Consider the following 26,688-nt stretch of genomic DNA (forward strand, 5'->3'; position numbering starts at 1 on the left):
CTCCACTGTCTGGGGCCGCAGCCTCTATTATTGATACGAATGGTTCTGTTCTTCGCGACTGGCAACTCTTTGCTCAAAAGCACCGACGGAATTACCGCCGAGTGCCACATACAACCGCACCGTGTCGAGATACTGCGCCGTCTTCACTCTGATTCGGCCCAGTAGCGCCTGCTCATAGGCACGTTCCGCTTCCAGCACTTGGAGAATGCTGTTCTCGCCTTGTGCGTAGGCTTGTTGGTTCAACCGAAAACTTGTTTCTGCAGCTCGTAACGCGTCCTCCTGCGCCAGGTTTTCCTCTGCGTCATGGTTGATTGCCTGCAACGTGTCTGCGACCTGACCGAACGAACTAATGACGGTCTGCTGGTAGCCGGCAAGAGTTGCCTTGTAGCCGTCGACTGCAGCCTGACGTTCCGCTTTGAGCGTTCCGCCATCGAAGATTGGACCCGCCAGCCCCGCAGCGAAGCCCCAGAGTGCGGCGCCGCCATTGCCTGAAGCAGCCTGTACAAGAGACGCAGACAGCGTTACATGGGGATAAAGGTTCGCGGTCGCGACTCCGACTGCAGCGCTGGCCATGTGCAGTTCAGCCTCTGCTTGCAGTACATCCGGTCGGTCGTGGGCCATTTCAGAGGGCAAGCTGACTGGCACGTTTGACGGCAAGACAAACTCGGCAAGATTGAAGTCAGGCGCGATCCAGTCCCCAGGCCCTTTTCCCGTCAGAATCGAGAGCGCGTGTCGGGCCGAATCACGCTGCTGAGCGAGGGGCGGCAACAGTGTGCGATCTTGAGCGAGCCGCGTCTCGGCCAGCGAAACATCGATCTGCGTGGTGGTGCCATTGAGGTGCGCCATGCGCACGAGTTCGAGATTTTTTGCGTCATTGGCGAGCAGCTTCTCGACGGCTTCCATCTGCGCGTTTGCAGAGGCAACCAACAACGCCTGGCTCGCGACATCGCCCGTCAGGGTCAGGTACGCCGCTTCGTATCGATGCTTCTGAAGATCCGCAAAAGCCTCCTGCTGCTCGACCAGCCGTTTGTTACCGCCGAAAGCGTCAAGGTCGAAGCCGACCCGTGGCCCAATCGCGTAGAAATTGGAGACAGAGGGCTCTTTCGCGTTGTGTACCCGTTGGCGGCCTGCCTGAGCGCCAAAATCGACCTGCGGATAAAGTGCACCTTCCGCCGCGGAGACAGAAGAAGCCGCTTGCCGGATCGTTGCGTCTGCAACCACGAGTTCAAGATTGCCGTCAATGGCGCGACGTACAACCTTGTCGAGCTTCTGCGAATGAAAGGCAGACCACCAGTCACCGCTGACCTTTTTGCCAAGGTCAATGTGCTGTTCACCGATCGTGTTGCCGCTCTCGCCAAGACGCTGCTCGGCCTGTTGATCGTAGTGCTGCGACAGGCTCGGCGGGGGCATTTGATAGTCAGGGCCGACGGTACAGGCGGTCAGAAACACAAGAGCCGACACCGCACCGAACGTGGTTTTGAACAGATGTCTGTTGATGAAGCGCGCATTGGATTTCATTTGGCAAACTCCACGAAATCTAGTTGGTCGGAACGGGCTTGCGAAGAAACATAACCAGTGGGCTCACCACTAGCATCGCCAACATCAAAATCTTGAACTGGCCGATAACTGCGATAAAAGCCGCCTGGCCGGTGATCATTTCGTTGAGCCCCCCAAGTACTTGCAGGGACGTCGACGCCGTCACGGAATGCGCAGCGGCGCGATAGGGCGTCAGATGGCTTGCCAGCGCCATGTGCATCGCTTGCGTGTTGTTGAAGAAGCAGGTTTGCACGACCGCAACGCCGATGGTGCTTCCGTAAACACGGGCCAGATTGAAAAAACCGGTACCTTCCGGGCGAAACTTGGGGTCGAGTGTGCTGAACGCCACCTTACTGATCGCCGGCATCAAGACACCGAGGCCGATCCCCTGGAGTGCACCGGCCACCGCCACGGGCCACCAGTCCATCAACGGCGAATAACCGACCATCAGCCAGTTGGCACAAGCCACCACCGCTACGCCCGCCGCAACGAAGAGTCGCGAGTCGATACGAGCGGGAACACGGCCCATCAGGAGGAATGCGCCGACGAGTCCCACACCTCGCGGTATCGTCAGGTAGCCCGTCGTGGCAGGTGGGTATCCGAGAATCTCATCCAGCATCGGGGACGTCAGTGCCATCGTCGGCAACAGCACGAAACCGAGTGCGAAAAAGATGATCGTCGACAGCACGAAGTTGCGGTCTCTGAACAAACTTTTGTTGAGGAAATGCACCTTCGCGGTCAGCACATGGACGACGAACAGGTAGAGCCCCACTGCACCTGCCACCGCTTCCAGCCAGATCTCGGGCGAGGCAAACCAGTCCAGGCGCTGACCACGGTCGAGCAGCATTTGCAGCCCGATCATTCCGAGCGTGAAGGTGCCGACGCCGAAGAAGTCAATAGGCGGGCTTTTCTCGGCCTTTTTCTCGGCAAGCAAAAGCGTCACCACCAGGAAGATAAACGCCGATACCGGAAGGCTGATGTAGAACATCGAGCGCCATCCGTAATATTCGCTGACCCAGCCACCGATACTCGGGGCGCTGGCGATGCCCAAGAGCACAATGGCCGTGAACACCGAGCCAAACTTCGCACGCCGCGCGGGTGACAATGTCTCCATTGCAATCGCCATCGAGAGCGGCGCCAGCACGCCACTCGCTGCACCTTGAATAATCCGTGCGCCGACGAATTCCAGCGGGGTCGTGGCAACCGTAGCGAGCAGCAAGCCAAGGGCGAAGATGGCTATCGCGGCTTGATACACCGCCTTCAAGCCATAGCGTCCGGCGAGCCACTGCGCAATCGGCAGGGTAATGGCGCTCGCAGCGAGGTACGAAGTGAATACCCAGCCAGCCTCGTCGTCGGTCATCGACAAGGCGCCCTGAACAAACCTGAGTGCCGCATTCGGCAGAGGCAGGTTCACAGACTGCATATAGGTCGCCAGCAGAGCGGCGAGCCTTAGCGTGCGTGTACCCTCTCCCCCCGGGGTTCCAATAAGGTTGGCGTTCATCGGTCGGTACCTGCGGTTAACAGCCCTTTGAGCGGGTGCCACCAGGGAGTGCGATACCTGGTATCGACCTTAACCGTGGCGCTGGTGCCCGAGAAAAGCGGCAGATCAGGATTCACCTCATCGAGTTCGAGTCGGACCGGTACCCGCTGGACAACCTTGACCCAGTTGCCGGTCGCATTTTCGGGCGGCAGCAGTGCGAAGTCCGATCCAGTACCCGGGCTCATGCTGGTCACGTGGGCTTTGAATACGTGATCAGGATACGTATCGATACTGATGGTTGCTTCCTGACCTGGATGCATATGGGTCACCTCCGTTTCGCGGAAGTTGGCCTCCACCCAAATCTGGCGATTGGATAGCAGAGCAAAGGCTGGCGCACCGTTGTTGACATAGTTGCCAACCTGTAAATCGTCGACTTTGGCCACGATGCCATCGTCCGGCGCATATACCGTCGCGTACGAGAGAAAAAGCTGCGCCTCGTCCAGCTGAGCCTTGGCCTCCCGAACCGTCGGGTGGCTATCGGCTTCGATGTTTGGATTGCCGTTCAATGCCACGACGGTACTAGCGATCTGCTGTTCGATAGACGCTATTCGTTGCCGTGCAACTTTAAGGTCCGTGTCTGCGCGCTCGTAAATGGCCCGCGAGACGAACTCGGTAGCGACCAGCGCCTTCTTCCGGGCAAATTCTCTTTGGTCAAAATCGGCCGACTCTTTGGCCGATTGCAGTTCGGCCTGCTGCTGCCGGTAGCCTGCCTTGAGTCCATCGATGCGAAGCCGCGCGACGCTCAGCTGCGCTTGTGCACGGTCAACCGCGATCTGCAACGGTTTCGGGTCGATCCGGAACAGAACCTGGCCCTTGCGAACAGGCTGATTGTCCTCGACCGCGATTTCGACGACTTGTCCGGAAATACGCGCGTTGATCGATGCCTTCGCCACTCGGGCGTAGGCGTTATCGGTCGAAACATAGGGCTCGCCCGCCACATAGTGTGCGTACCCAACCGCAGCGAAGAGGACAGGGACACCGACCATCAGCAATGGCCGTAATTTCTCCTTGAACGGTTTTTTGATGGGCACTGGATGCTCGAAGGTCTGCGACGCTGGGATGTCGAACTGTTTAGTCATGATCGAATACACCTTTAACCGGGAAATCGGGCTAACAGCTGCAAGAATCCCCTGCGGCCGTGATGTCAAAAATTGCTGTGAAAAAGCAACCCTGTGCGCGGTTGGAAGGATCGCTCCGCCGCACCTGTTTCGTCGCTGCAACACCCGGTTCGAGCTCCGCTACAACAAACCTGACATTCAGGAACTTCTGGCTCCTTAATTTTGTGCGATGATGTAAGAATATCGCCTGACCCACCTTCCCTCAAGGATTTTGTACAACATGGCACAAAAAAAGATTACAGAGGGGAAAGGCCGAGGCCGCCCCCGCGCGTATGACCCGCAGACAGCGCTGCAGCAGGCACTGGGTGTGTTCTGGAGCACCGGATATTCCGGCGCTTCTCTGGATAGCATCGCCACCGCGGCCGGAATGAATCGCCCAAGCCTCTATGCGGCATTCGGTGACAAACACGCTCTCTATATCAAGGCGCTTGAGCAGTATTGGGAGTTTGCCGCTGCTGCCATGCATGAGGCGCTTACGGACAGCGATCTGACATTGCGCCAGGCGTTGATGCGTTTCTACGAGGGGCAGTTGTCGATCTACTTCTCGGGTGACGGCCAACCGCGTGGCTGCTTTGCGATCGGCACGGCGACGACCGAGGCCGTCGAGGATGCTGAAATACGAGACGTTCTTTCAGAGCGGCTCAGCAGGCTCGATGCCGATCTCGAAACGCGTATGCAAGCAGCAATCAATTGCGGCGAGTTGAAAAGCGATGTCGACCCTGCGGCCCTTGCCGTACTTGCGTCATCCCTGCTGCACAGCATTTCGATACGTGCGCGGGCGGGCAAATCCCGCGCAGAATTGACGGAGCTTGCACGCAATGCGGTCAACGTGATCTGCGGTTGAGAGGCTTTATGGTGGGTGAAAGACTTGAAGATATTCTGGCCGAGCAGCTTGCCGTGATTTTTTGCGGCATCAATCCGGGAATGACGGCTGCAGCCCTTGGGCATCATTTTGCGGGCAGAGGCAATCGCTTCTGGCGCACACTCCATCTCGCCGGCTTTACGCCGCAGGAAATACGCCCGGAAAACGATCGGACGATCTTGCAGTATCAATGTGGATTAACGGCAGTGGTCGAACGGCCTACGGCGCGAGCGGATCAGCTGTCTTTACATGAATTCATCGCTGCCTCTGCCGATTTTGAACAAAAGATCGCGCGCTATGCGCCACGCTTTGTGGCTTTTCTCGGTAAAGCTGCCTATTGCGCGTTATCCGGCCAACGAGAAGTTACGTGGGGGCTTCAGGCAAAGACCTTTGGTAATGCCTCGGTATGGGTCCTGCCCAATCCTAGTGGGCGAAATCGCGCGTTCACGCTTGATCAACTGGTTGGCGCGTATCGCCAACTCTGTTTAGCAGCAGGCGAGAGTCGGTTTTAATAGCCCAAGAAGAGCACCTGGGGGACCTGCGCATCGGTTGAGTGTATTTTCAGGCGCAGGGCAAAGGGCCTGCCCTGCGCCTGACCAAAGCTGAAGACAATTGCAATGGCAACGATCACTGGCGTTTCAGTCCATCGCGCCAGGCGATTGCTTCGAGTTCGACCCGGACCGCGTCCTCGATGGCAATCACCGGGCGCGCCTGGAACTCAAACGCAGGAAACGTCGAGCAAACCTTGTGAACCGCCGCCGGGTCGTCGCAGTCCACCAGCATGTGTCCACCCCACTCACCCACGCGCACGACAAACACCTCGATCTTGAAATTGTCGGGGGCTTTCCATTGACTGAACACTTCAAGGATCCGTTTCTGCGCATTCTCGTACTCCGCAGGCGAGCCTTGTGGTCGTTCGAACCAGCTGATCATGTACTTCATTGCCATCCTCCTCTATTGCATTGATGCCCTCGAAATAACTAGCGCCTTTGCCTGATGGTAGTCCACCGGCCAACAGTGGACCTTCGTTGAGCTCTGAATGTCAGCTTCAAGTCGAATACCCATGCTCCACAGCCGGAAAAGCCCCCCTCTTCACCGCCGCCACATAAGCCCCCAGCGCGGACTGGATGCTGTCTTGCCCGGCCAGAGTGTTTGGGGGATCGGGTTTGGCCAACGAACAGGCACGGGCCTGCGACGAAACCTGTGTGAACACAAGCGTCGGGGGCTTACCGAGTCGATCAGTGGTCGAGCGCTTTGGAGGGGTTACACCACCGCGAAGGCGAAAGGCCGAAGGCTTTCTTGAAGCGCCTGGACAGGCTCTGGTCGAAAAAACCCGCCTCGATCGCAGCATCCGACAGCGTCTGCCCCGCGTGGACAAGCTGCTTCATCCGGTCGAGGCGACGCAGGGTGAGATAACGCTTGGCTTGTACGTTTGTGGGTGCCGGATTACCGGGCTGATGCGTGGCAATAACGCACTTATTGGTTGAACACGCTCATACGGTCGTCCGTTTGATAAGTGCCCATTTGCTAACCAGGAGGGTTTCCGTCTTGCGCCTATGGATACGAAAAAGCCCGCACAGGGCGGGCTTTGAAAATCAAGTAGGTGGCCGGTGCTGGTATCCGGCTTACAAGGTTTATCAGGACTCTGACAGAACAGTTTTGAGCTGATCTGCTTCACACGGCATAAGGGCTGGATCTCAGCGCGGAGATCTTTCTAACCGTGTACCCTTCGGAACGCGCCCCACGTGTCCTTGCTATCCTCTTGCGCATCAGTCTGCGTCTTCACCTACAACTTCAGAATAGCAAAAAGTTCGAAGCGCGGGCCGGGCTTTTTAGACCGATTTTGTTCAAGAGAAAGCGTGGCAGGATGGAAAAATACTATCGCCAGCCGGACATTTCTGGTGCTGTTCGAATGTCGTCCGGGATTATCTGCTGATCCGCTGTGTATCACCGTGTGTCTGAATGACATCTCGATACATAGGCTTTCATCTTGCCTGCGATTCGACACAGGCCAGATACGTCAGCACGTTCAAATGCAAGCAAGGTTTGAAGGGGATCAGCCAGAACCCCTAGTCAACGACTTGCAACGGAGACATCACCATGAAGATGGCAGTGCAGAACCACAAAACCGGCAAAACTCGCCGCCGTCTGGTCGGCTCGTCGATCCTCGCGTTCACCCTGTTCGGCGTTCTCGGCGCGGCCCACGCGCAAACGACCGCAGCCGCACAGCCAGCCGCGATCAGTGCCGGTGCCACTCATGCGGCACCCTCTGCGCTCGGCCCACTGAAGCATGTCAACGCCGGACTACTGAACGTGGCATACGCCGAAACAGGCCCGGCCGAAGGGCCGGTGGTGATTCTTCTGCACGGCTGGCCGTACGACATTCACAGCTATGACGAGGTCGCACCATTGCTTGCAGCAAAGGGCTATCGAGTGCTGATGCCGTATGCGCGTGGCTACGGCGATACGCATTTTCTGTCCGAGAAAACCCTTCGCAATGGCCAACCGGCCGCGCTGGCAAGTGACGTCATCGACTTTATGGATGCGCTGAAGATCAAACAAGCCGTGCTCGGTGGCTATGATTGGGGCGCGCGTTCGGCCGACATCGTCTCGGCGCTGTGGCCAGAGCGGGTCAAGGCGCTGGTCTCGGTCAGCGGCTATCTGATCGGTAACCAGGCGGCCGGCAAGAACCCCCTGCCACCCAAGGCTGAATTGCAGTGGTGGTATCAGTTTTACTTCGCCACCGACCGCGGTCGCGCCGGGTACGAGAAAAACACCCACGACTTCGCCAAGTTGATATGGCAACTGGCTTCGCCGAAATGGGCGTTCGATGACGCCACCTACGACCGCAGCGCCAAGGCACTGGATAACCCCGACCATGTCGACATCACCGTGTTCAACTACCGCTGGCGCCTGGGCCTGGTTCAAGGCGAGACGCAATACGAAGCTCTAGAGCAGAAACTGGCCACGGCGCCTTCCATTAGCGTGCCGACCATCACCCTTGAAGGCGATGCCAACGGCGCGCCGCACCCTGCCCCCGAGGATTACGCCAAGCGCTTCACCGGCAAATACGAGTTCCGGCTGATCAGCGGCGGCATCGGCCACAACCTGCCGCAGGAAGATCCGCAGGCGTTCGCCAAGGCTGTGATTGATGCGGATCACCTTTGAGGACTGGACAACTCATTGAACGGCCGTCGGCACGTGCTCCGCGAGAAACTCAACGAACGCGCCCACTGATGGAAGCAGACCGCGGCGAGACGGCATCAGCACGCTCATCGTCGCCAGGCCCGCAATCCACTGAGGCAGCACACGAACCAACTGACCCTGCTCAATCTCGCGGGAGCCCACGTAACCCGGTAGCGCAACGATCCCCAACCCTGCACATGCGGCTGCTTTTAGCGTTGCCATGTCATCGCTCACAAGACTTGGAGTGAATGGAACGGCGACAGCCTGATCAGCCTGGTGTACATCGCGCAGGCGCCATGTGTAGTTCTCCTGCCCAATGCCGAGCGCTATACCATCATGCTCTGACAGTGCGTTGGGTTCGCTGGGCATGCCTTTACGAGCGACATAACATGGGCCCGCGAACAGGTACCTAGGGATCTGGGCTATGGAGCGCTGAACCAACGACGAATCGGGCAGCGGTGCGGTATGTGCCCGCAGACAGAGGTCGAAGCCTTCCTGCACGGGGTCTACATAGCGATTCGTTGCGTGCTGCACGATGCGCACACGCGGGTAAGCCGCCATGAAGCGTGGAATCAGTTCAGCCAGCGCCAACTGCGCAAACGCCACCGAACAGGTGAATCGGATGGTGCCGCTCGGCTCGGCGGTGCGACGCCGCACGACGCTTTCCGCCACCTCGGCCTCGACCAGCATGGCCAGCGCGTGGCGATGGAACTCCGCACCGATCTCCGTCACGACGAAACGCCGTGACGTGCGCTGAATCAGCCGTGCACCCAGCGACGCCTCCAGCGCGAGGATGCGCCGGCTGATGCTGGACTTTGGTACGTTGAGCGCCCGAGCCGCAGCCGTGATGCCTTGGTGTTCGACCACCTGGGCGTAGTAGTAGACGTCATTAAGATCGAGCATCGCCAGCCCTCGGTGCACAAGGCAGCCGACGTCTCGTGTCGGCTTATCGTCCCATCGTGTAGACGATGGTTCTCATTTTGCCTAATTGCTCTCAGATGGTCCCAGTTCTAATGTTAAGGCATCCCAGCTTGCACCGGAGAGCCTTGCCATGAACGCGCCCCATCTCTACGAACGCCTGACCCGCGAAAATGCCATCCTGCTACTGGTCGACCATCAGGTCGGCCTTTACAGCGGCGTGCGCGACATCGACACACTGGCGCTCACGCACAACGTCGTCGGCCTGGCCAAGGCAGCGCTGGCGCTGAAGTTGCCGATCATCGTCACCACGACAACCGAGGGGATGTGGGGGCCGCTGATCCCTGAGCTCGCCGAAGCGCTGCCGGGCGTGAAGCGCATCGAGCGCACTACCGTCAACGCCTGGGACGAGCCTCGCGTCGTCGATGCGGTCAAGGCGACTGGCCGCAAGAACCTGATCGTGACGGGTATCTCGACCGACGTTTGCCTCGCCTTCCCGGCGATCTCGGCAATTGCCGACGGCTACAACAGCTATGCAGTGATCGATGCTTCCGGCGGCTTCACCCAGACGCAAGTCGCCATGGGCGTGGTGCGCATGCAGCAGGCCGGCGTGATCCCTGTCGGTTACTCGAGCGTCGCCGTTGAGATTCTGGCCGACAACGCCGCGCCCGAAGCCGAGGCCGTCTACGCTGCGCTCGGCATGCCCTTCGCCGGCCTCGTGTATGGCTTGAAGCAGTACTTTTCGCACTGATCTGCCGCCAGGACCCGCCGCAAGGTGGTTGATTGATCGGTTCGTTCAACAAAGCTCAGCGGGTGATACGCCCACCCGCCTTTGCCTCACCTCAGTGTGAGCGTATGCAAAATGCGCTTCGTTCAGGCCCTTGAGCTCCGTTCAGGCGACACCGCGAGGGCTGATGTCCTGGCCAGCAGGTAATAGAGAATTCCCGGCACCACCAGACCAACGATCCAGGAAATATCGACACCGCCGAGCTGCGCAACCATCGGCCCGGCATAGAAGTGGGTGTCGACAAAAGGCAGCTGGATCAATACACCGGTGACATACACGCTGATCCCCAACACGTTCCAGCGGCCGTAGCGACCCGCCGGGTCGGACAACGCAGGGATGTCATAGCGCTCCTTGTTGATGAAGTAGTAATCCACCAGGTTGATCGCGCTCCAGGGCGTGAAGAAGGTCAGCAAAAACAGAATGAAATACTTGAACGTACTGAGAAACGAGTACTGGCCCAGCAGCGCGAGTGTGGTGGACGCCGCGACAATTGCCAGCACAAACAGCATGCGCTGCGCGGCGGATATCTCGAGACGATTACGAAAGCCACTGATAATGGTGGCCACGCACATAAAGCTGCCATAGGCGTTGAGGGTGGACACCGTGACCTTGCCGAACACCACGCTCAAGTACAGCAGGGAGGCCATCACACCGGTACTGCCCAACCCGACGATGGTAGCCACCTCGTGACCGCGGAAATTCACGCCCGCCAAAGCAGCGGCGAACACCCCCAGCACCATTGAAGCCTGTGCACCCAGCACCGTACCAAGACCGACGGCAGCGAAGGTCTTCCAGGACGAGGTCTTGCTCGGCAGGTAGCGTGAGTAGTCGGCCACATAAGGGCCAAAGGCGATCTGCCAGGACGCGGAGAGGGACACCGCCAACAGGAAGGTGCTCCAGCCGAAGTGACGGTTTTCCAGCAACAGGCCGATATCGTTCAGCGTCATCAGCCGGGTAAACAGATAGGCGAAGGCAATGATGCCCAGCACGCTGGCAACCCTCCCGACCAGGTGGATGACCCGATAACCGAAGAGGGTCAGAAACGCGATGCATGAGGCGAAAATCAGGATGCCGGCGCTGTCGCTGACATTGATCAACTGGGCAATGGCCTGCCCCGACAGCACCGCACCGGTGGCGCTGAAGCCGAGATACATCAGACACACCAACACAATCGGGATGGCCGCGCCATAGACGCCGAATTGCACGCGGCTGGAGATCATCTGCGGCAGCCCAAGCTTGGGCCCTTGCGCAGCGTGCAGGGCAACCACTGCACCGCCGAGCAGCTGGCCGATCAGCAAGCCAATGAGGGACCAAAACACATCGCCGCCCAGCACCACGGCCAAGGCACCGGTGACTATCGCCGTGATCTGCAGGTTGGCGCCGAGCCACAGGGTGAACTGACTGTAGAGGCTGCCATGGCGCTCGGCCTCGGGAATGTAATCGATCGAACGTGTCTCGATCAGGGGACTCCGCTGCTGACTATCGCTGACCTTGGTCATTATTGTTTTCTCTTTTTATGGGTAGACGCCAATGCCAGTTAGTGCAAAACCTGTGGGAGCGAGCCTGCTCGCGATGGCGGCTGCATATTCAACATTGATGCAGGTTGACCCACCGCTTTCGCGAGCAGGCTCGCTCCCACATGGATTGCGTTTAACTGACTGGCATTGGGGCGTGCTTTTATTTTTGTTGTTCAGTCACAGCTACTCGAGCCGGCCGCTGATCAAGACCACCGAACGGCGCCTTGGCCCACACGACCTTGCCGCCCACAACCGTCAGCAGCACGTCATTTCGAGCCAACTCATCCTCAGGAACCTGCATGAAGTTCTTGTCCAGGACGATCAAGTCGGCGAACTTGCCGACCTCGACCGAACCGACGACAGCGTCCAATTGCAGCTGCTCGGCGGCGTTCATGGTGATAGCGCGCAGCACGTCAGTACGCGACAGTGCCGGGTCGGCGTTGAGCCTTCCCGCGTTCTTGGGACCATAGCTGTGTGGGTTCAGCGGATCGCCTGAGCGGGTGACACCGATCTTCAGCGCAAGGAATTCGTCGAGCGGGTCGACGGGCCAGTCGCTGCCGAAGGCTACGCGTCCGCCGGCGTTGTGGATGCTGCCGGATGGCTCCATGCGTGCAAAACGGTCCGAACCGAGATGATCGCTGGTACCGTCGACCGTCGAAGGCGCCTGCTGGGCCCACTGGAAGGACATGGTGGCGGTCACGTCAAGCGCCTTGAAGCGCGCATAGTCGGCAGGGTCCACCGACTCGGCGTGAGCGATGGCTGGACGGAAGCGATTGCCGGGCAGTTGCTGGCGCACGTATTCGATGCTGTTCAGTGCATCACGCACCGCGCGGTCCCCGGTGGCGTGGAGGTGCGGGTCGAGGCCGGCCTGGACCGCCTGCAGCAACAGCGGATTGAGTACTTGCGGGGGGAAGTACAGCTCACCGAGGTTCTTGCCAGGCGTCCACTTGGGTGCAGTTTCGGTTCCGGCATTGCGCAAGTACGGCTTCAACATTGCACCGGTGTCAGCCGGAGCGTTGATGATGCCATCCATGAACAATTTGACGTGGCGCATGCTCACGCCCGGCGCAACTTTTGCCTCGCCCTGGTCGTAGGTGTTGGCCAAGTTCTTGGCCTCGGCGATGGTCTTGACCGGGTCTGCTGCAGCGGCGGCAGGGTCCAGCTTGATCGCCAACAAGGCCCGGGCGGTGAGCTCGCCCGACTGCTGCAGGCTGGTAAAAGCTTTGCCATTCTCAGGCCCCGACAAGGCATCGAAGAAGCTGGTGATGCCTTGCTGGCGCATGGCGTCGAGCGCCGCGCGGGTCTGGGTCAGCTTCTCTGCGTCGGTGGCTGCCGGCACCACGGCGGCCATGGTATCGGCAGCACCGTCTTCGCAGATGCCGGTCGGGTTGCCGGCGCTGTCGCGAACGTACTTGCCATCACCTGGATTGGCCGTGTGTTTGTTCACGCCTGCAACCGCCAGGCCACGAGAATTTGTCAGTACGGTATGGAAGTCGGTGGAACGGACCTGAATCGGGCGCTTGGTCTTGAGCGCGTCCAGCGTCGATTTGTCGGGGTCGCCATCGAGTCCAGTCATGCCTATGCGATCCCAGCTGCCTACCTCGAGCCAGACATCGGGGCCCTTGTCCTTGTCGGCATCCAGGCACGCCTGGATGGTCGCCTGGAAAACCTTGCGGGTCATCGTCTGGTATTTCAGGTCGCACAAGGTCATGGCGCGGCCTCCGTCCCCCGGATGCATGTGGGCATCGATGAAGCCCGGCATCAACATGCGTCCCGCCAGATCGATCAGTTGTGTCTGCGTGCCGATGTACGAGGTGACCCCTTCATCGCTGCCCACATAGACGATCTTCCCACCTGCAACGGCGATCGCCTGCTGCACGGAATTCTTGCCATCGACTGTATAGACATAGCCGTTGCGCAGGACCATGTCGGCGGGCGTCGAAACGGATGTCTGACACCCCACCAGCGCCATGCAAGAAAATGCGGTTGTCGCGGCAACGGCGATAAATAGCCTGGAAAATTTCAAATGCCTCACCTCTATTTTTATAGTTTTGGAAGTGGCCCGAACAGACTGCCGTGCAACCCCGTGATATGCAGGGCACACCCTATAGAGCGCAGCAGCTTTATGGACCTCTACAAATGAGGAGGGGTAAGGCAATTAGTTGGAAATTCCGGGGCCGCTACACTTAATCGCGACCGCAGGTGCGGTCGGCGAACGCAGGACCGAACCTAGTTCTACCTTGCTCTTGACGCCGAGCTGCACGTAGCAGTTGCGCAGATAGGTGCGCACTGTCGCAGGACTCAATGCAAGGATTTTGGCAATCTCCTTGTAGGAATGGCCGGCGGCGAACAGCATGGCTGCCGTCCGCTCGCGTGGTGCAAGCACCGCCCCGCGCGGCTGTGTCTCAAGTGACAGAATGACATGCTCTGCGTTAGGACTCAGTGTCAGTGCACAGCGGCCCAGACGCATCACGCACGGCGCCTTTGACAGCTGCGCGATCACCTCAAAGGGAAGCATTGAGCCGCTCCACCCGGGCAACTCGCGCCCAATGGCTGCGCACAGCCTTGCCCCCACGTACAGCAGACTGCCGTCCATACGGGCGACCCCGAAGTCTGTCGCCCCGTTGCCCGTGTCAAACCGGATCATGTCCTGCACCTGAAATCGCCACAGCTGCAACAGGTGGTCGCAGAAGGCCGAAAACAAACCGGCCTCGCTGTCGTTGAAAGCCGGCGCATGAATGCCACGGTAGAGACAAACGAAGAACATCAAGCCGCTTTCGGGCAACTCAAAGGTGATGCACATCAGGTGGTAGAGGTCGTGGCGCCGAGCGAACGCGTCCACTTCTTCATTGGGGTCGGTGAACCCGCTGTCGCGCACGACTTCACCGGGTTGACTCAACGTGTCATGGGAGAACCTGTCGCTGCCCGCACCCTTGCTCCATTCCGCGGCAAACGACTCCGGCAGATTGATTCGCCCGTGCATCCAGCTTTTGGGGGGAACATTGGCGTCTGACGCGGACATCTCGCCCCACCATGCCGAAGCGAAGGGCACCAGTTGGCTAAATGCCTGCAGGCCGTCTGCGATAAATTGGGATGCGCCACGCTCTCGAGCAAGACGACCGAGGTGTAACACGCAACGATTGAACGCTTCCAGCGTTGCCATCGACGTCTTGGCGCCGCACTCATCACCCTCCTCCATCGTTCCGATCCCAGCGGCTACATGACCTGTCATTTCGACCATGCCATAGGCTGAGCAATCGCGTCCAGCGCCGATAGCGGCGGTGAGCCAGCATCCCGGCGAGGCATCGATTACTGCGGTTGAAATGTCTGAAGGTAAGCCAACAGGTTTTCGATCTTTTCCGGATCGCTGATACCCCAGAAAATCATGCGGGTTCCGGATACCACTTTTTTTGGATCTTCGATGTACGCGGCCAGTGTTTCGCGGGTCCAGACGACGCCTGATGATTTCATCGCGGAAGAGTACTGATAGTCCGTCGTGCTTCCAGCAAGGCGCCCAAAAATGCCATTGAGCTGCGGACCAAAAGATCCCCGTGCTGAAATCCCTACTTGATGGCAGCCGCCACATGTTCGTTTAAACAGTTTCTCGCCCGCCTCAGCATCGCCGGCCGCTGCCGCTTGCGTGCTGAGTAGTCCTGCATTGAGCATTAAGGCGAAGGTTAGTACTGCGGTTTTCTTCATGTTGTGCTCCAAATCAGATGTTGCTTAATAGCAGCTGTTCTCACTGTTTCTAAAGGCACAGAGCTGAAATCGCAGCTCCCCGAGGACCGGTTCAGGACCGCGGCATGGGCTGCATCGACGGTTTTAGCGAGTTGCGATCCTTCAATGCACCTCGCTACGGCGATACAAGCCAAGGCCCACCGCAAGCAAAATGCGCATGTCCGCTTCAGATTTCCGGCCGGTCGTGATAGGCAGCAATCGGCCCAGAGTGTGTAAAAACGCATCCGTCATTTTGAAGTCTGTGTTGCTATGTAAAATCTGCCAGCGGCTCGCTCAGTCAACAGACCTACAATTTGCGTAGGAACACGATTTCCGGACTGTTTTCGTCCGCAGCAGCTGGTCAAAAACGTTTTTACACAGCCTCGGCCAGAAGCAGTCACTCAGTGCAATCACTTTTTAACGAGCACAGGCCTTAATGAGATAAATAGGGTTCATAACGTTTGTCGGTACAGCGAATACTCAAGGGACGATTTGCGCACCTCTCAATCTGCTGACCTGAAGCTTCAGGCTTTCATGAGAATCAACGCATTCATGAAAACCCGCCTGCCTAATCTTGATCGTGCTTTGCACCATGTCGTAACCAATGCCGAATATAGCGTCCAGAAATTGCCAGGCGACGACGTCTGCCCAAGCGGTCGGTCTGAGGTTGTATTTTTCGATGATTTTCCCCCACACAGGGGCCTTGTCTGCCATCTGTTCAGTCAGTGACATCGGTTGTGGCTCAGCCAGCGGTATGTCGTACAGCGAGCCCAGCTCTGGCCACAGCTGACGCCAGCGGAATTGATCACCGTTGATGACATTGAAGATCTGCCCCTTGGCAGTCTCCGCCGTTAGCGCCCACAACGTGGCGCGGCCAAGGATTCCGGCGTCAGTCGACTGCGTCAGCGCGTTCCACGCCTGATGCGTACCTGGGAAGCGCAGTGGTACATTCAACTCGCGACAGACGGCTGCATAGACGGTCATTCCATTGATCAAATTCATCGGTGATCCCAGGCTCGGACCAAAGATTGCGTCCGGTCGTAGCACCGTCCACGGCACGCTGTTTCTAGAACCCCAGTCCTTCAGAAAGTCTTCCTGATCGTAGTAGAACATCGGCCCCAGAATTCTCGGGTCACTCTCTTTGGCCGGAGTTTTGTACGCCCCAAGGTGCGCACCATACGCCTTGCCTCCGCCAAACAAGACAACGTGTTGAAGCTTTGCTCCTCGGGCAGTCAATGCCTCCAGCGCGTTTGCCAACATTGCCACGTTCGGTTCAATGGCGGCGGCATTGCTCCCCTTCTCGACATAGGAACAGTAAACAACATCTGTGACATCGGCCAAGCCGGCGAAAGCGTCGGAGGTGGAAGACTTGCTCAGCAGGTTGACACTCACATGCGGGGGCGCAACCCTGCCATCGATCAAACGATCTGGCGCGAGTCTGCGACTGGCAGTCACCACTGACCACAAGGTCGTCAGTGCTGCATCCACCACAGCGGAACCCGTCACGCCGTATCCGCCTAAAACGAGAATTTTTCGATTTCCAGGGTTTTTCAACTGAGAATCAGACATACACAAGCTCCAAACCGAGAAATGAATAGGTGCCTTCGGACAGTCGAAATATTTACCGGTCGAATTCACAGTCGAAAGCTGACTTTCGGCCGTGCTGCCTAGGCGGGGTCCACTCGATTGTGGCGCGCGCAGACTCCATCGGCTGCCATTGACCAATCAGGTATGGAACGGCACCCAGAACATCTTCACTTCGACATTCAGCATGCCGGACTTCACCGTCGGGTCGTCCGTGGCAATCCTGGTGGCTTCATCGAGATCAGCCGCCTTGAAGATCGTCATGCCGCCGTCTGCCAACACGCCATTGAGGCCGCCAGCCTTTTTCATGAACGGGCCGCTGAGGACGGTCAGGCCTTTCTCTTGCAATTGGATCATGTAGTTAACATGGACCATGAATTCGGGTTGTTCATTGTATTGCACGCCCTGGACCCAGTTCGGGCCCGGCGTTTGGAAGGCGACAAAATAGTGGGGGCCGTTTTCGTCAATCATGGTTTTCTACTCCAGTAGAGGTGTTTTCAAGAGAAGTCCGGGCAGAGGATGAAAGATGATTCTTTCACCGCCTGGTTTCTCGCGACGCCGCTGGTTATTGCGGCGTCTTCGGATGGTCGAAACGTCTTAAACCAATGGCTCAAGAACGTTGTCGCCAAATATCACCGACAGTAAATCCCGGGATTTCTGGTTGACGGGCTCATTCAGGGCAGCAAGGGTGCGAAAGGCCGACAAGCCTCTAAGGCCCACTTGCGTCGGCCGACCGGCGAAAACCATCGTGTAGGTTTCGAAATCGGGGTACGTCACGAGGGCCGCGATGTACCGATGAACCTGGGTGCCGAGTTCGAGCATTTCAGCTGAGCGGGAAAAGCGCACTGCGCTCTCTTCATCTGCGAATACCAACTCAAGGTAAGCATCGTATTGCTGTTCGACAGACCGGCGATGATCGACGTTGGGTGTCGGCCAGGCCTGTTCGTCAAACTGTTCGAGAAGATGCAGCCGTGTCTTGATCACGTCTGCACTTTGCGCCATGACGGCAGCCAACTCGCTGCGCAGAAAGCCGCGGAACTCATCGGCAGAGACGTCCTGCGCCTGGCGCACGAACACAATCAACCGATAGTCGCCGCTATCACCCTGAGGTGTTGGCACACCGGTGCGATCTGTCAGTGTCTGCGCATTGCCCGGTCCGGTCGAATACATGTAAGTCCCTTTCAGGACATTCTGTTCGTCGACGACCATTTGCCCGACGGCTGCGCTGCTGACCAGTTTTACGCGATCTTCAGGGGTCAGGAAGGTGATCTCGGCGAGGCCGACAATCGGATCGCCTTCGGCCGGATGCTGATCCACCCCCTTCATGCCGTGAAAGAATTCCGGGAGCGGAGTGCCCAGGCGATGTTGAAAATACTCGAAGGCACCTTCAGCCCGTGCCGCCAGAACGCCGTGGATGTCGGCCCAGTAATCGTAGAACACCTTCAGCGGGACATCGTCCTTTCGCGTGATCATGACCGAGGTCGAGAGGCTGGATACTGCTTGATGCGTTTGCATGAGTTTCTCCTGAGGCATTTTTCGAGCAGCCGGATTCTCTTCGGCCGCAGCGAGTGTGAGTAATGGATTGACCAAGCTTGAAAATTGAACAAGTGGACTCACTCGATGACGAGCATGTCTCGACCGGCCAAGGGACCGCCGGCCTGCTGGATCCGCCCTCCCGTTTCAAGGCTTCCGAGGTCCGCGACAGCAAAGCCAAAACTCACGATCAGGTTCTTGACCCGGGCCTTGGCATTCTCGTCATCGCCGGACACGAACAGCACCCGCCGAGCATCGCCATGGATCGGCCCGGCTTCGAATTTATCCATCGTGATCGAGTTGAACGCTTTGACTACGCGAGCCCCTGGCGCCAGGGCAGCGACAATCTCGCTCGCACTCCGCCCACCGAGATCGGCCAGGACGAGCTTGGGGTGCGTCTCGATGAACGGGTTGGTGGCGTCGATCAGTATCCGTGAGCCCCAATCAGGCAGCCCGGACAGCGACGACTCTATATTCAGCCAAGGAACAGCCAACATGACCACGTCGGCCTGGGCGGCTTCGGCGACCGTAACGCCGGACGCGCCAACCCCGAGGGCGTCCACTGCCCTGCCGAGTTTCTGCGGCCCGCTGTGATTGCTGAGCAACACCTCGTGGCCTTGTGCAAGGGCGAACCGGGCGACTGCCAGCGACACGCTGCCTGCACCGATCATTCCGATTTTCATGGTGATCTCCTGAACATTAGCAACGCGATGTCACTTAGGCGTTGTAACCACCGTCGGCATCGATGATGGCGCCGGTGATGTAAGAGGCCTGCGGACTGGCGAGGAACAGAATCGGCGCAACAACTTCTTCAATGCGAGCAAACCGTGGGAAGCACAATGTCGCCAACAGCGGCTTCAGGGAGTCCCCAGCTTCAGCATTCATGTCCGTCTCCATCAGCCCCGCATGAACGACGTTGACGGTGACGTTGCGGGGAGCAAGATCGCGGGCGACTCCGCGTGCATAACCATCGATGGCCGCTTTGACAGCGCCGTTATCCGACAGGCCGGCCATGCCAATGCGTGTCCCAAGGTTGGAGCCGATCATGATGATGCGACCGTTGTCGCTGATGACGCGGGAGGCCGCCCGAACGGTTGCCATGAAGCCGGTCAGGGTCACAGCCCAGAAACGATCGAAGGCCTCGGCGTCGTAGTCAGGATCATCGACCACACCAAAAATATTGATCGAGGCGTTGCTCACGAGGATGTCGAGACGGCCAAACCGGGTGACGACGTCGTCGATTAACCGGGTCGCCGCGACACGATCGCCCTGGTCAGCCTTGAACGCAGCACTACGAACACCGAGCGCTTCCAGCTCCCGCACGACGGCTTCAGCCTTGTCGGCAGAATTGACGTAACTGATCGCGACATCCGCCCCCTGCGCTGCCAGCGCTTTGGCCGTTGCAGCCCCGAGGCCTCGTGCGCCGCCCGTTACCAAAGCGACCTTGCCAGCCAATGATTGATTCATGAACGTGTTTCCTTCTTGAGAGATTAATGCGAGCACAAGCCATCGCGTCGAACGCCCGATGGCATCGAGTTGCTGGTCGGTTATGGGTGTTGTAGGCGCGACTGCGCGGTTTCAGAAACTCAGGAGTACAGCGCCGGACTTGCCCGCAAGACTCATCTTTGCGATTGCTGCAGTGATATCAGCCGCCTCGAAACGGGCCACTTCATCGAACAACTCCGGGCGGTTTTGGACCAATCCCAGCGCAGTGTCCATATCGGCACGGCGCTGCTCGGGCGGGTCATTTTTCCACTCGCCGATAGACACCCCGCGCAGTACGAGAGAGCGCGGCGCGATACCCCGAATGTCCGTCCCCGCGCCACCGAGGGAGCCGTAGTTCACAATCGTGCCGCCCTCGATGAGGAAGCTGGCCACCTCGGATAGATGCACCCCGCCGACCCCATCGAACACGGTGAAAATCGGACGCCCGTCGATCTCGCGCTGGAGCACATCCTTCCAGTCGGCGTTTTCGGTTGAAACAATTGGAGGTCCCGGCATGCGCTTGGCGAGGGCCGAAGCACTTGCCTCGCTACGAACGAGCCGGATCGTGTCCACACCATTGGCGATCAACAGCGCGGTCAACAACTGCCCCACTGCCGAGCTGGCGCCTGTCTGGATGACGGTGACACTCGTCTTGCGTTCTGACGGCAAGGCGTTGTGTCCAGCGCTCAAAACCAACCGCGCCGTGATGGTGTTGATGAGCATGTGAGCAGCCTGTTCGTCAGTCACTTCATCAGGCAAACGAACCAGGGATGCCATCGGCGCGACGACGCGTTCGCACCACGCGCCGCTGACCGGGAAAAACGCTACACGATCGCCAACGTTCACTTGCGATCCAGTCACCACAGCCGATCCCAACGCCTCTACAATGCCGACGCCCTCGAAACCGGGAATACGTGTGCCATTGGAAAGGCTCACAAGGTCACCGAAGGCCGGCGATCCTTCGATTGCAAGGAGGTCGCCACGATGGATGGGGGCGAAGGTGACACGAACGAGCACTTCACCCTCCCCTGGAAGCCCTGGCTCTGGAACCACCCTCAATTCGAGGACTTCCCCGGCCAGACCTAACCGCTCATGAACGATGGCGTGCATTGGCATTTCCTCGAAAACGAAGCCAGGTAATGCTGATTTTCTCTTCGCCATTTGTTTTGGAGTGAAAGCTCCTGTATTAAGAAGATAGGCCTTTCAGTAACGCAGTCAAGGATTATTGGAGCTATGACAACAGAAATAGTAGAGCCACCGAAGCGTCGTCGCGGCCGACCCCTTGCGTTTGACCGCGCGCAGGCGATTCATGTAGCAATGACGCTGTTCTGGGAGCGTGGCTATGAAGGTACGTCATTCGACGATTTGATCAACGCGATGGGGATCAGCCCATCGACGTTTTACAATTCGTTTGGCAACAAGGAGACCCTTTACAGGGAGGCGACTGATTTCTATCTGACAGAATCCAGCGAATGGTTCCTGGCCGCCTTGGCCGATGCACCGGATGCAAAAACCGCTTTCATGCAGCTGATCGAGGCTACTGCTGCGCAGTTCACCCGTGACGACCTGCCGGCAGGTTGCATGATTTCGTTGGCTGGAACGCATCTGTCCCCGGCGAATGTATCAGTGCGCAGCATGATGTCTGCCCACCGGGCTTCCTCCGAGAGTGCTTTGGTGGCTCGACTGAGGGAAGGCATGGCAGCGGGCGATGTTCCGCAAGGAACCGACATTGACGCGCTCGGGGCTTTTTTCAGCGCTCTGTTCCGGGGTATGGCCGTGCAAGCCCGCGACGGTGCTTCAAGAGCGCGTGTGCTGGAGATTGGTCACCTTGGCATGCGGGTTTGGCCGGAACCGACAAAGCAGAGTTAAGACCTCCTTTACAACTCTTCAGCAAGAATGAGCTATTCGTAGGCGAGAGACTAAATGGCAGCTTTGGGTCGAGGCTGTGTAAAAACGTTTTAGAGCAAGTTTGACGTTCTGAATCGGAACGTAAATCGCGTTCCTACGCAAACTTCAAGTCCACTGAGCGGCCAATCACTGGCAGATTTTACGCAGCGACGCAGACTTCAAAACTGGGCCTGCGTTTTTATACAACCTGGGTCGAAAGCGGTCATGACAAACCCCGCATATGGGCACAAGCCTTGCCCCCCACAATTAGCCACGGTGCTCAGCGAGCTTTTGTTCAGAACCTTGGGCAAGTGCCTGCTTGCTATACCCCACCAGCGCGCGCATCACGACGCACCGCCAGAGGCGTCACGCCGAAGCCACGCATAAACGCCTCACGCAAATGGCGGCGGTCGCGAAAGCCGGTTTCCCGGGCGACCGTGTCCAGGGGGTGGCGACTCTGCTCGATCATCAGCCGTGCCGCCTCGAGGCGCAGACCTTCGATGGCCTTGGCCGGGGACTGGCCGGTCTCTGCCGTGAACACGCGGGTGAATTGGCGCGGACTCAAATGCACGGTCTCAGCCAGTTCCTCGACGTTCAACGGTCGCGCAAGGTTGCGCCGCACATAATCCAGGGCACTCTGAATCCGATCCGACTTGGGTGCCAGCGCAAGCAGTTCGGAATGCTGGGACTGGCCGCCTGAGCGCCGTTGGTGCATGACCAGCTTGTGCGCCACGGAACGCGCAACATCGGCGCCAAGATCCTTTTCAAGCATACCCAAGGCCAGATCCAGGCCCGCCGTCATGCCAGCAGACGTCCAGATCGGGCCGTCGATGATGTAGATGCGGTCGTCCTCCACCCGAATGTCCGGATGCCGCCTTTGCAACTCTTTGGCGTAGGCCCAATGCGTGGTCGCCCGACGACCGGCCAGAAGACCCGCCTCGGCAAGGACAAAACCGCCGGTGCAAATACCGGCGATGCGGCGTGCCTGAGCACCGGCCCGTTGTGCGAAGGCCAGCACCTCAGGTGAGGGCGGCACCACCAGTGGATTATTCACCCCGGTGAACATCCAGGTTTGCGCCAAGCCGGGCGCATCCAGCGGACGCGTCTCGATGATCATCCCCAACGATGACCGCACCGCACCGCCGGCCGCCGAAAAATTCTCGATCGCATAAAAGGGCTCACCAACCACCTCATTGGCGTACTCGAAAACCGTCTGCGACGCCAACGACATCACCTGGAACCCGTCTGCCAATACATAGCCGATGCGGTGCATGCTCGCCTCTTTTATGAACGTCCTAAAAAACTACCATAAACGTCATTTAAGACATCGTCAAATCACTGCACGATCTCTCCATCGCAACGACACAACCCTGGAGAACCCTCATGACTCATCAAGGTACAGCCCTCATCACTGGCGCATCCTCTGGCATTGGTGCCGTATACGCCGAACGTCTCGCCCGCCGTGGCTACGACCTGATCCTGGTGGCGCGTAACCGCGACCGACTCAACGACCTGGCCAAACGCATCACCAGCGAAAGCGGGCGCCAGGTGGAAGTACTCGACGCCGACCTCAACGACCGTGCCTCACTGACCAGGGTCGAGCACAAGCTCAAGGAGGACGCCAGCATCACCTTGCTGGTCAACAACGCAGGAATCGGCACGTATACAGCGCTTCTCGACAGCGATGTCGACCAGATGACGCGGATGATCGAGCTGAACGTCACCGCCCCTACTCGCCTGACCTATGCCGCAGTACCCGGCTTCATTGCCCGCGGTCGCGGCGCAATCATCAACATCTCGTCGATCGTCAGCATCGCGCCGGAAATCCTCAATGGCGTATATGGCGGCAGCAAGGCCTTCGTCACCGCCTTCAGCCAGTCGCTACATCGTGAGCTCGCCGATAAAGGCATACGAGTCCAGGCCGTGCTGCCCGGCGCCACCGCCACCGACTTCTGGGCCACCGGCGGTCTGCCACTTGAATATCTGGACCCTGCCATCGTGATGTCTGCGGATGATCTGGTCGACTCGGCGCTGATCGACTTCGATCACGGTGAACTGATCTCCATTCCGTCGCTGCACGCACTGGAAGCCTGGCAAACCTACGAAAACGCTCGCCAAAACCTGTCGACACAGCTGTCCAGCAATGTCCCTGCCCCGCGCTATAGCACCCACTGAACCTTAGTACTTCGATCTGGAGCGCACCCGCCGACATCCTTCAGCTGGAATCGGCGGGTCGATGTGAATGCACATGACGGGGCAGCTCCCTGCCATGACACCTAACGTTAATGGGCACTACTGACGATGATCTTTCCAATCATTTGCGGGTGCAGCGCGCAAAAATATTCAAACTCCCCCGGCGTATTGAACACATAGGAAAAGCTGTCATTGGTATCCAGCGCGCCCGAGCGAAACACCTTATGAGTTTCCACGACCGTGTGCGGTATTTGATCGTCATTGACCCACGTCACCTTAGTGCCAGCGGCTATCGTCAAATCCTTGGGTCCAAACATGAACTCTTTGATGTCGACTTTTACCTCTTGCGCCCAAACCGGTATCGAGACCATCAGGCAGCCCAGCATCAGCACCTGCAGGAGCTTTTTCATGTGAACGCCTCCCTTAAACGAGTGTTGAGTCGATCAGCGCCAGCGGGTGATCGCCCTGTGTCGCCTTGACGTCGGTAATCCCCAGATAGCTGCGCAGTTGATCGGCGGCGACCGTCATCGGGCCCGGTGCGGGCGCGGTGCCTGGGGCCGGCTGCGGATAGGCGGTGCCGCGGGCGGTGTGAAAGGTGATATTGCCCTCGACCTTTTGAATCACCTGATGAATATGGCCATTCAGGACCGTCACCGAGCCATATTTGCGAAGCATGGCGATGGCCTGATCGCCATCTTCCGTTCCCCAGCCCCACGGCTGATAAATGGTCCACAAGGGAATATGCGTGAACACAACGACAGGCGTACTCGTCGACACGGCGCGTAAATCATCGGCCAGCCACGTGAGTTGGTCGGCGCCGAGGTTCGCCTCATGGCCTGCCTGGAAGTTGAAGACGTTCACCAGCGCGATGAAATGCACACCATGATCGTCGAAGCTGTACCAGCCATTGCCTTTCGTGCCTTTGCCGTAACGCTGGAGATAGAGTTTGCCGCCGCCTTCGTCGAGGGTGTCGTGCTCGCCCGGAACATAGTGCACGGTGGATGGCAGGCCTTTGAGGAGCTGCGCGGCGGCATCGAACTCTTCCGGTTTGGAGAGGTGGGTGATGTCACCCGTGTGCAGAATGAGTGCCGGTCTTTGAGGCAGCGCGATGACCTTGTTGATGGCCACCCCCAAGGTCTTGACCGGATCAGGGTTGGCCTCCTTGTTGAAGCCGATGTGCGAGTCGCTGATTTGCACGAAGTGGAAATTGCTGGCCAGCGCTGTCGGGTCCGATAGCGTACCGTCGTTATCCAGCGCAAAGGCCCGCGGAATACCGCCGCTCAACGCCCAGATGACACCGGCGCCGGCCCATGCCGAGCATTTGAGTAGCGTTCTGCGGTCAGGGTCCAGTGGGCCGTCGGTACGCTTTTCGTATTGTGCTGAGTGAATGTTCATGGGAACTCCCTTGGTAGCGGTCTACATTGATGAACTGACACGATGTACAACCGACCGAGGTGAGGTTTTATTCCAGGCAAAAAAATAAGTTTTATGTCGGGAATAAAACAGGACACATCACGGTTATAGGGTGGTAAGCGGCTGGAGCCACTATGAAGCGATTTGAGGAGCTGTTTGCACCGCATATGGATGCTGCCTATAACCTCGCGCGCTGGCTCACAGGTAATGAGAGCGCGGCCCATGATGTGGTGCAGGAGAGTGCATTCAAGGCGTTTAAATTTCTGCACCGCTTCACCGACGGCAATGCCAAGGCCTGGTTCCTGACCATCGTGCGCAACGAGAGTTATAACTGGCTCAAGGCATCGGCCAGCAATCGATGGATCGCCATAGGCGATGAAATCTCAGAAGACGACCTCGCGTTGAGCCACAGCCAAACGCCGGAGCTGTATGCGATGCATGCGGAGGATGCCAAGCGGGTTCAGCAAGCGCTGCGAGCCCTGCCTCCAGCCTATCGTGAGGTGATCGTCCTGAAGGAGTTGGAAGACATGCCCTACAAGGACATCGCGAAGGTGGTCGACATACCTATAGGAACCGTCATGTCGAGACTGGCCCGGGCGCGCACCCTGCTCAAGCTGGAATTACTGAAGTTGCACAACCATGAATGACCTGAACTGCACCCACTGCCACGAATTGATTCATGGCTACCTGGACAACGAACTGGATACCGCGACGGCAGCGACTGTTGCCGACCACCTATCGGGTTGCGCCGACTGCAAACGCCTGCATGACGAAGCGAAACTCCTGATCGCCAGCGTGAAGACCCATGCGCCGTATTACGCTGCGCCTGACGCCCTGACTCGCAGTGTATTTGCCACTATTCCATCACAGGCATCTGCCGCTAACCGCTTTTGGAACCTGTTGCGAAACCCATCGCGCCAGTGGCTCGCCCCTGCTTTTTCAGCCATAGCCCTGGCCATGGCACTGGTGCTGTACGTGGCCACCCCATCAAGCGAACAACCCTGGATGGAAGAAGCCGTGTCCAGCCATGTTCGATCGCTGATGGTCGAGCACTTGAATGACGTAGCCTCCTCCGACAGACACACGGTCAAGCCATGGTTCACCGGCAAACTCGACTTCTCGCCCCCGGTATTTGACTACTCGGCACAAGGCTACCCGCTGCTCGGCGGACGACTGGACTACCTGCAACACCAGACCACCGCCGCCCTGTCCTATGGCCACGCCAAACACATCATCAACGTGTTCATCCTGCCCACCACCGAAGCGGACAAACCCCGGCAACACCTGTCCATCCGTGGCTACAACATCGTGTCCTGGCAACAGAACCACATGCGCTTCATCGTGGTCTCCGACCTGGAAAAAAGTGAGCTCGATGCCTTCAGCCAGTTGGTAGAAAAAGGCGCTTGAGGGTG

General features: G+C 58.4%; 27 protein-coding genes and 1 pseudogene. 8 read left to right on the forward strand and 20 right to left on the reverse strand.

Annotated elements, in window-relative coordinates; all coding sequences use genetic code 11:
• Positions 1 to 27 precede the first annotated feature (27 nt).
• From ACN1C3_RS04060 to ACN1C3_RS04070, 3 genes are read right to left on the reverse strand one after another with little or no spacing between them, the layout of a single operon-like run.
• Positions 28 to 1,518: an efflux transporter outer membrane subunit gene (locus ACN1C3_RS04060; RefSeq protein WP_419114495.1), complete on the reverse strand. Its 1,491-nt coding sequence runs from the start codon at positions 1,516 to 1,518 to the stop codon at positions 28 to 30.
• Positions 1,519 to 1,537: 19 nt separating this feature from the next.
• On the reverse strand, positions 1,538 to 3,037 hold the full coding sequence (locus ACN1C3_RS04065; RefSeq protein ID WP_419114496.1) for a DHA2 family efflux MFS transporter permease subunit: 1,500 nt from the start codon (positions 3,035 to 3,037) through the stop codon (positions 1,538 to 1,540).
• On the reverse strand, positions 3,034 to 4,155 hold the full coding sequence (locus ACN1C3_RS04070) for an HlyD family secretion protein (RefSeq protein ID WP_419114497.1): 1,122 nt from the start codon (positions 4,153 to 4,155) through the stop codon (positions 3,034 to 3,036). The genes ACN1C3_RS04065 and ACN1C3_RS04070 overlap by 4 nt, the downstream gene beginning before the upstream one ends.
• Before the next feature lie 259 nt (positions 4,156 to 4,414).
• Here ACN1C3_RS04070 and ACN1C3_RS04075 point away from each other — a divergent pair, with 259 nt between their 5' ends.
• Entirely contained in the window at positions 4,415 to 5,038 is a 624-nt protein-coding gene (locus tag ACN1C3_RS04075; protein ID WP_419114498.1) for a TetR/AcrR family transcriptional regulator, read from the forward strand.
• A gap of 11 nt (positions 5,039 to 5,049) precedes the next feature.
• The gene (mug, locus tag ACN1C3_RS04080; protein ID WP_419114584.1) at positions 5,050 to 5,568 is read left to right on the forward strand and encodes a G/U mismatch-specific DNA glycosylase; all 519 of its coding nucleotides are present in this window, start codon (positions 5,050 to 5,052) and stop codon (positions 5,566 to 5,568) included.
• Between the two features lie 115 nt (positions 5,569 to 5,683).
• Here the strand turns inward: mug and ACN1C3_RS04085 are convergent, their stop codons facing one another.
• From ACN1C3_RS04085 to ACN1C3_RS04095, 3 genes and pseudogenes are all read right to left on the reverse strand, one after another.
• Positions 5,684 to 5,998: a DUF3303 domain-containing protein gene (locus tag ACN1C3_RS04085; protein WP_419114499.1), complete on the reverse strand. Its 315-nt coding sequence runs from the start codon at positions 5,996 to 5,998 to the stop codon at positions 5,684 to 5,686.
• 106 nt (positions 5,999 to 6,104) lie between these two features.
• Positions 6,105 to 6,209, reverse strand: a pseudogene (gene panB, locus ACN1C3_RS04090) (3-methyl-2-oxobutanoate hydroxymethyltransferase); the annotation flags it as partial.
• A gap of 85 nt (positions 6,210 to 6,294) precedes the next feature.
• Entirely contained in the window at positions 6,295 to 6,525 is a 231-nt protein-coding gene (locus tag ACN1C3_RS04095) for a helix-turn-helix domain-containing protein (protein ID WP_419114585.1), read from the reverse strand.
• Positions 6,526 to 7,156: 631 nt separating this feature from the next.
• Between ACN1C3_RS04095 and ACN1C3_RS04100 the strand changes: the two genes are divergently transcribed.
• Positions 7,157 to 8,224 (forward strand): alpha/beta fold hydrolase, encoded by a 1,068-nt coding sequence (locus ACN1C3_RS04100; RefSeq protein ID WP_419114500.1) that lies wholly within the window; start codon positions 7,157 to 7,159, stop codon positions 8,222 to 8,224.
• A gap of 12 nt (positions 8,225 to 8,236) precedes the next feature.
• On the opposite strand, the gene ACN1C3_RS04105 is transcribed toward ACN1C3_RS04100, so the two are convergent.
• The gene (locus ACN1C3_RS04105) at positions 8,237 to 9,145 is read right to left on the reverse strand and encodes a LysR substrate-binding domain-containing protein (RefSeq protein WP_419114501.1); all 909 of its coding nucleotides are present in this window, start codon (positions 9,143 to 9,145) and stop codon (positions 8,237 to 8,239) included.
• A gap of 148 nt (positions 9,146 to 9,293) precedes the next feature.
• On the opposite strand from ACN1C3_RS04105, the gene ACN1C3_RS04110 reads away from it, so the two are divergent.
• Entirely contained in the window at positions 9,294 to 9,911 is a 618-nt protein-coding gene (locus tag ACN1C3_RS04110; protein ID WP_419114502.1) for an isochorismatase family protein, read from the forward strand.
• A 122-nt stretch (positions 9,912 to 10,033) separates the two neighbouring features.
• Here the strand turns inward: ACN1C3_RS04110 and ACN1C3_RS04115 are convergent, their stop codons facing one another.
• From ACN1C3_RS04115 to ACN1C3_RS04160, 10 genes are all read right to left on the reverse strand, one after another.
• Positions 10,034 to 11,446, reverse strand: a complete 1,413-nt coding sequence (locus ACN1C3_RS04115; protein WP_419114503.1) for a purine-cytosine permease family protein — start codon at positions 11,444 to 11,446, stop codon at positions 10,034 to 10,036.
• Between the two features lie 178 nt (positions 11,447 to 11,624).
• Entirely contained in the window at positions 11,625 to 13,490 is a 1,866-nt protein-coding gene (locus ACN1C3_RS04120) for an amidohydrolase (protein ID WP_419114504.1), read from the reverse strand.
• 132 nt (positions 13,491 to 13,622) lie between these two features.
• Positions 13,623 to 14,663: a helix-turn-helix transcriptional regulator gene (locus ACN1C3_RS04125; RefSeq protein ID WP_419114586.1), complete on the reverse strand. Its 1,041-nt coding sequence runs from the start codon at positions 14,661 to 14,663 to the stop codon at positions 13,623 to 13,625.
• 110 nt (positions 14,664 to 14,773) lie between these two features.
• Positions 14,774 to 15,163: a c-type cytochrome gene (locus tag ACN1C3_RS04130; RefSeq protein ID WP_419114505.1), complete on the reverse strand. Its 390-nt coding sequence runs from the start codon at positions 15,161 to 15,163 to the stop codon at positions 14,774 to 14,776.
• Between the two features lie 498 nt (positions 15,164 to 15,661).
• Positions 15,662 to 16,750 (reverse strand): SDR family oxidoreductase, encoded by a 1,089-nt coding sequence (locus tag ACN1C3_RS04135; protein WP_419114506.1) that lies wholly within the window; start codon positions 16,748 to 16,750, stop codon positions 15,662 to 15,664.
• 156 nt (positions 16,751 to 16,906) lie between these two features.
• Positions 16,907 to 17,236, reverse strand: coding sequence for a YciI family protein (locus ACN1C3_RS04140; protein WP_419114507.1), 330 nt, complete (start codon positions 17,234 to 17,236; stop codon positions 16,907 to 16,909).
• A 126-nt stretch (positions 17,237 to 17,362) separates the two neighbouring features.
• Positions 17,363 to 18,280, reverse strand: a complete 918-nt coding sequence (locus tag ACN1C3_RS04145) for an EthD domain-containing protein (protein WP_419114508.1) — start codon at positions 18,278 to 18,280, stop codon at positions 17,363 to 17,365.
• Positions 18,281 to 18,378: 98 nt separating this feature from the next.
• Positions 18,379 to 18,981 (reverse strand): NADPH-dependent F420 reductase, encoded by a 603-nt coding sequence (locus ACN1C3_RS04150; protein WP_419114509.1) that lies wholly within the window; start codon positions 18,979 to 18,981, stop codon positions 18,379 to 18,381.
• 34 nt (positions 18,982 to 19,015) lie between these two features.
• Entirely contained in the window at positions 19,016 to 19,765 is a 750-nt protein-coding gene (locus ACN1C3_RS04155) for an SDR family NAD(P)-dependent oxidoreductase (protein WP_419114510.1), read from the reverse strand.
• A 111-nt stretch (positions 19,766 to 19,876) separates the two neighbouring features.
• Positions 19,877 to 20,893: an alcohol dehydrogenase catalytic domain-containing protein gene (locus ACN1C3_RS04160; protein ID WP_419114511.1), complete on the reverse strand. Its 1,017-nt coding sequence runs from the start codon at positions 20,891 to 20,893 to the stop codon at positions 19,877 to 19,879.
• Positions 20,894 to 21,016: 123 nt separating this feature from the next.
• Here ACN1C3_RS04160 and ACN1C3_RS04165 point away from each other — a divergent pair, with 123 nt between their 5' ends.
• On the forward strand, positions 21,017 to 21,652 hold the full coding sequence (locus ACN1C3_RS04165; protein ID WP_419114512.1) for a TetR/AcrR family transcriptional regulator: 636 nt from the start codon (positions 21,017 to 21,019) through the stop codon (positions 21,650 to 21,652).
• A gap of 340 nt (positions 21,653 to 21,992) precedes the next feature.
• Here the strand turns inward: ACN1C3_RS04165 and ACN1C3_RS04170 are convergent, their stop codons facing one another.
• A complete protein-coding gene (locus ACN1C3_RS04170; RefSeq protein WP_419114513.1) occupies positions 21,993 to 22,943 on the reverse strand; it encodes a GlxA family transcriptional regulator in 951 nt (316 codons plus the stop codon).
• A 110-nt stretch (positions 22,944 to 23,053) separates the two neighbouring features.
• On the opposite strand from ACN1C3_RS04170, the gene ACN1C3_RS04175 reads away from it, so the two are divergent.
• The gene (locus ACN1C3_RS04175; protein ID WP_419114514.1) at positions 23,054 to 23,845 is read left to right on the forward strand and encodes an SDR family NAD(P)-dependent oxidoreductase; all 792 of its coding nucleotides are present in this window, start codon (positions 23,054 to 23,056) and stop codon (positions 23,843 to 23,845) included.
• A 107-nt stretch (positions 23,846 to 23,952) separates the two neighbouring features.
• Here the strand turns inward: ACN1C3_RS04175 and ACN1C3_RS04180 are convergent, their stop codons facing one another.
• Together ACN1C3_RS04180 and ACN1C3_RS04185 are read right to left on the reverse strand one after the other, a co-directional pair.
• Positions 23,953 to 24,273, reverse strand: coding sequence for a cupredoxin domain-containing protein (locus ACN1C3_RS04180; protein WP_419114515.1), 321 nt, complete (start codon positions 24,271 to 24,273; stop codon positions 23,953 to 23,955).
• Between the two features lie 13 nt (positions 24,274 to 24,286).
• Positions 24,287 to 25,258 (reverse strand): metallophosphoesterase family protein, encoded by a 972-nt coding sequence (locus ACN1C3_RS04185; RefSeq protein WP_419114516.1) that lies wholly within the window; start codon positions 25,256 to 25,258, stop codon positions 24,287 to 24,289.
• A gap of 152 nt (positions 25,259 to 25,410) precedes the next feature.
• Between ACN1C3_RS04185 and ACN1C3_RS04190 the strand changes: the two genes are divergently transcribed.
• Together ACN1C3_RS04190 and ACN1C3_RS04195 are read left to right on the forward strand one after the other, a co-directional pair.
• The gene (locus tag ACN1C3_RS04190; protein WP_419114517.1) at positions 25,411 to 25,923 is read left to right on the forward strand and encodes a sigma-70 family RNA polymerase sigma factor; all 513 of its coding nucleotides are present in this window, start codon (positions 25,411 to 25,413) and stop codon (positions 25,921 to 25,923) included.
• The gene (locus ACN1C3_RS04195) at positions 25,916 to 26,683 is read left to right on the forward strand and encodes an anti-sigma factor family protein (protein WP_419114518.1); all 768 of its coding nucleotides are present in this window, start codon (positions 25,916 to 25,918) and stop codon (positions 26,681 to 26,683) included. Before ACN1C3_RS04190 ends, ACN1C3_RS04195 begins: the two co-directional genes overlap by 8 nt.
• Positions 26,684 to 26,688: the final 5 nt, after the last annotated feature.

Source organism: Pseudomonas sp. H11T01 (genome assembly GCF_048515765.1).
GTDB lineage: Bacteria > Pseudomonadota > Gammaproteobacteria > Pseudomonadales > Pseudomonadaceae > Aquipseudomonas.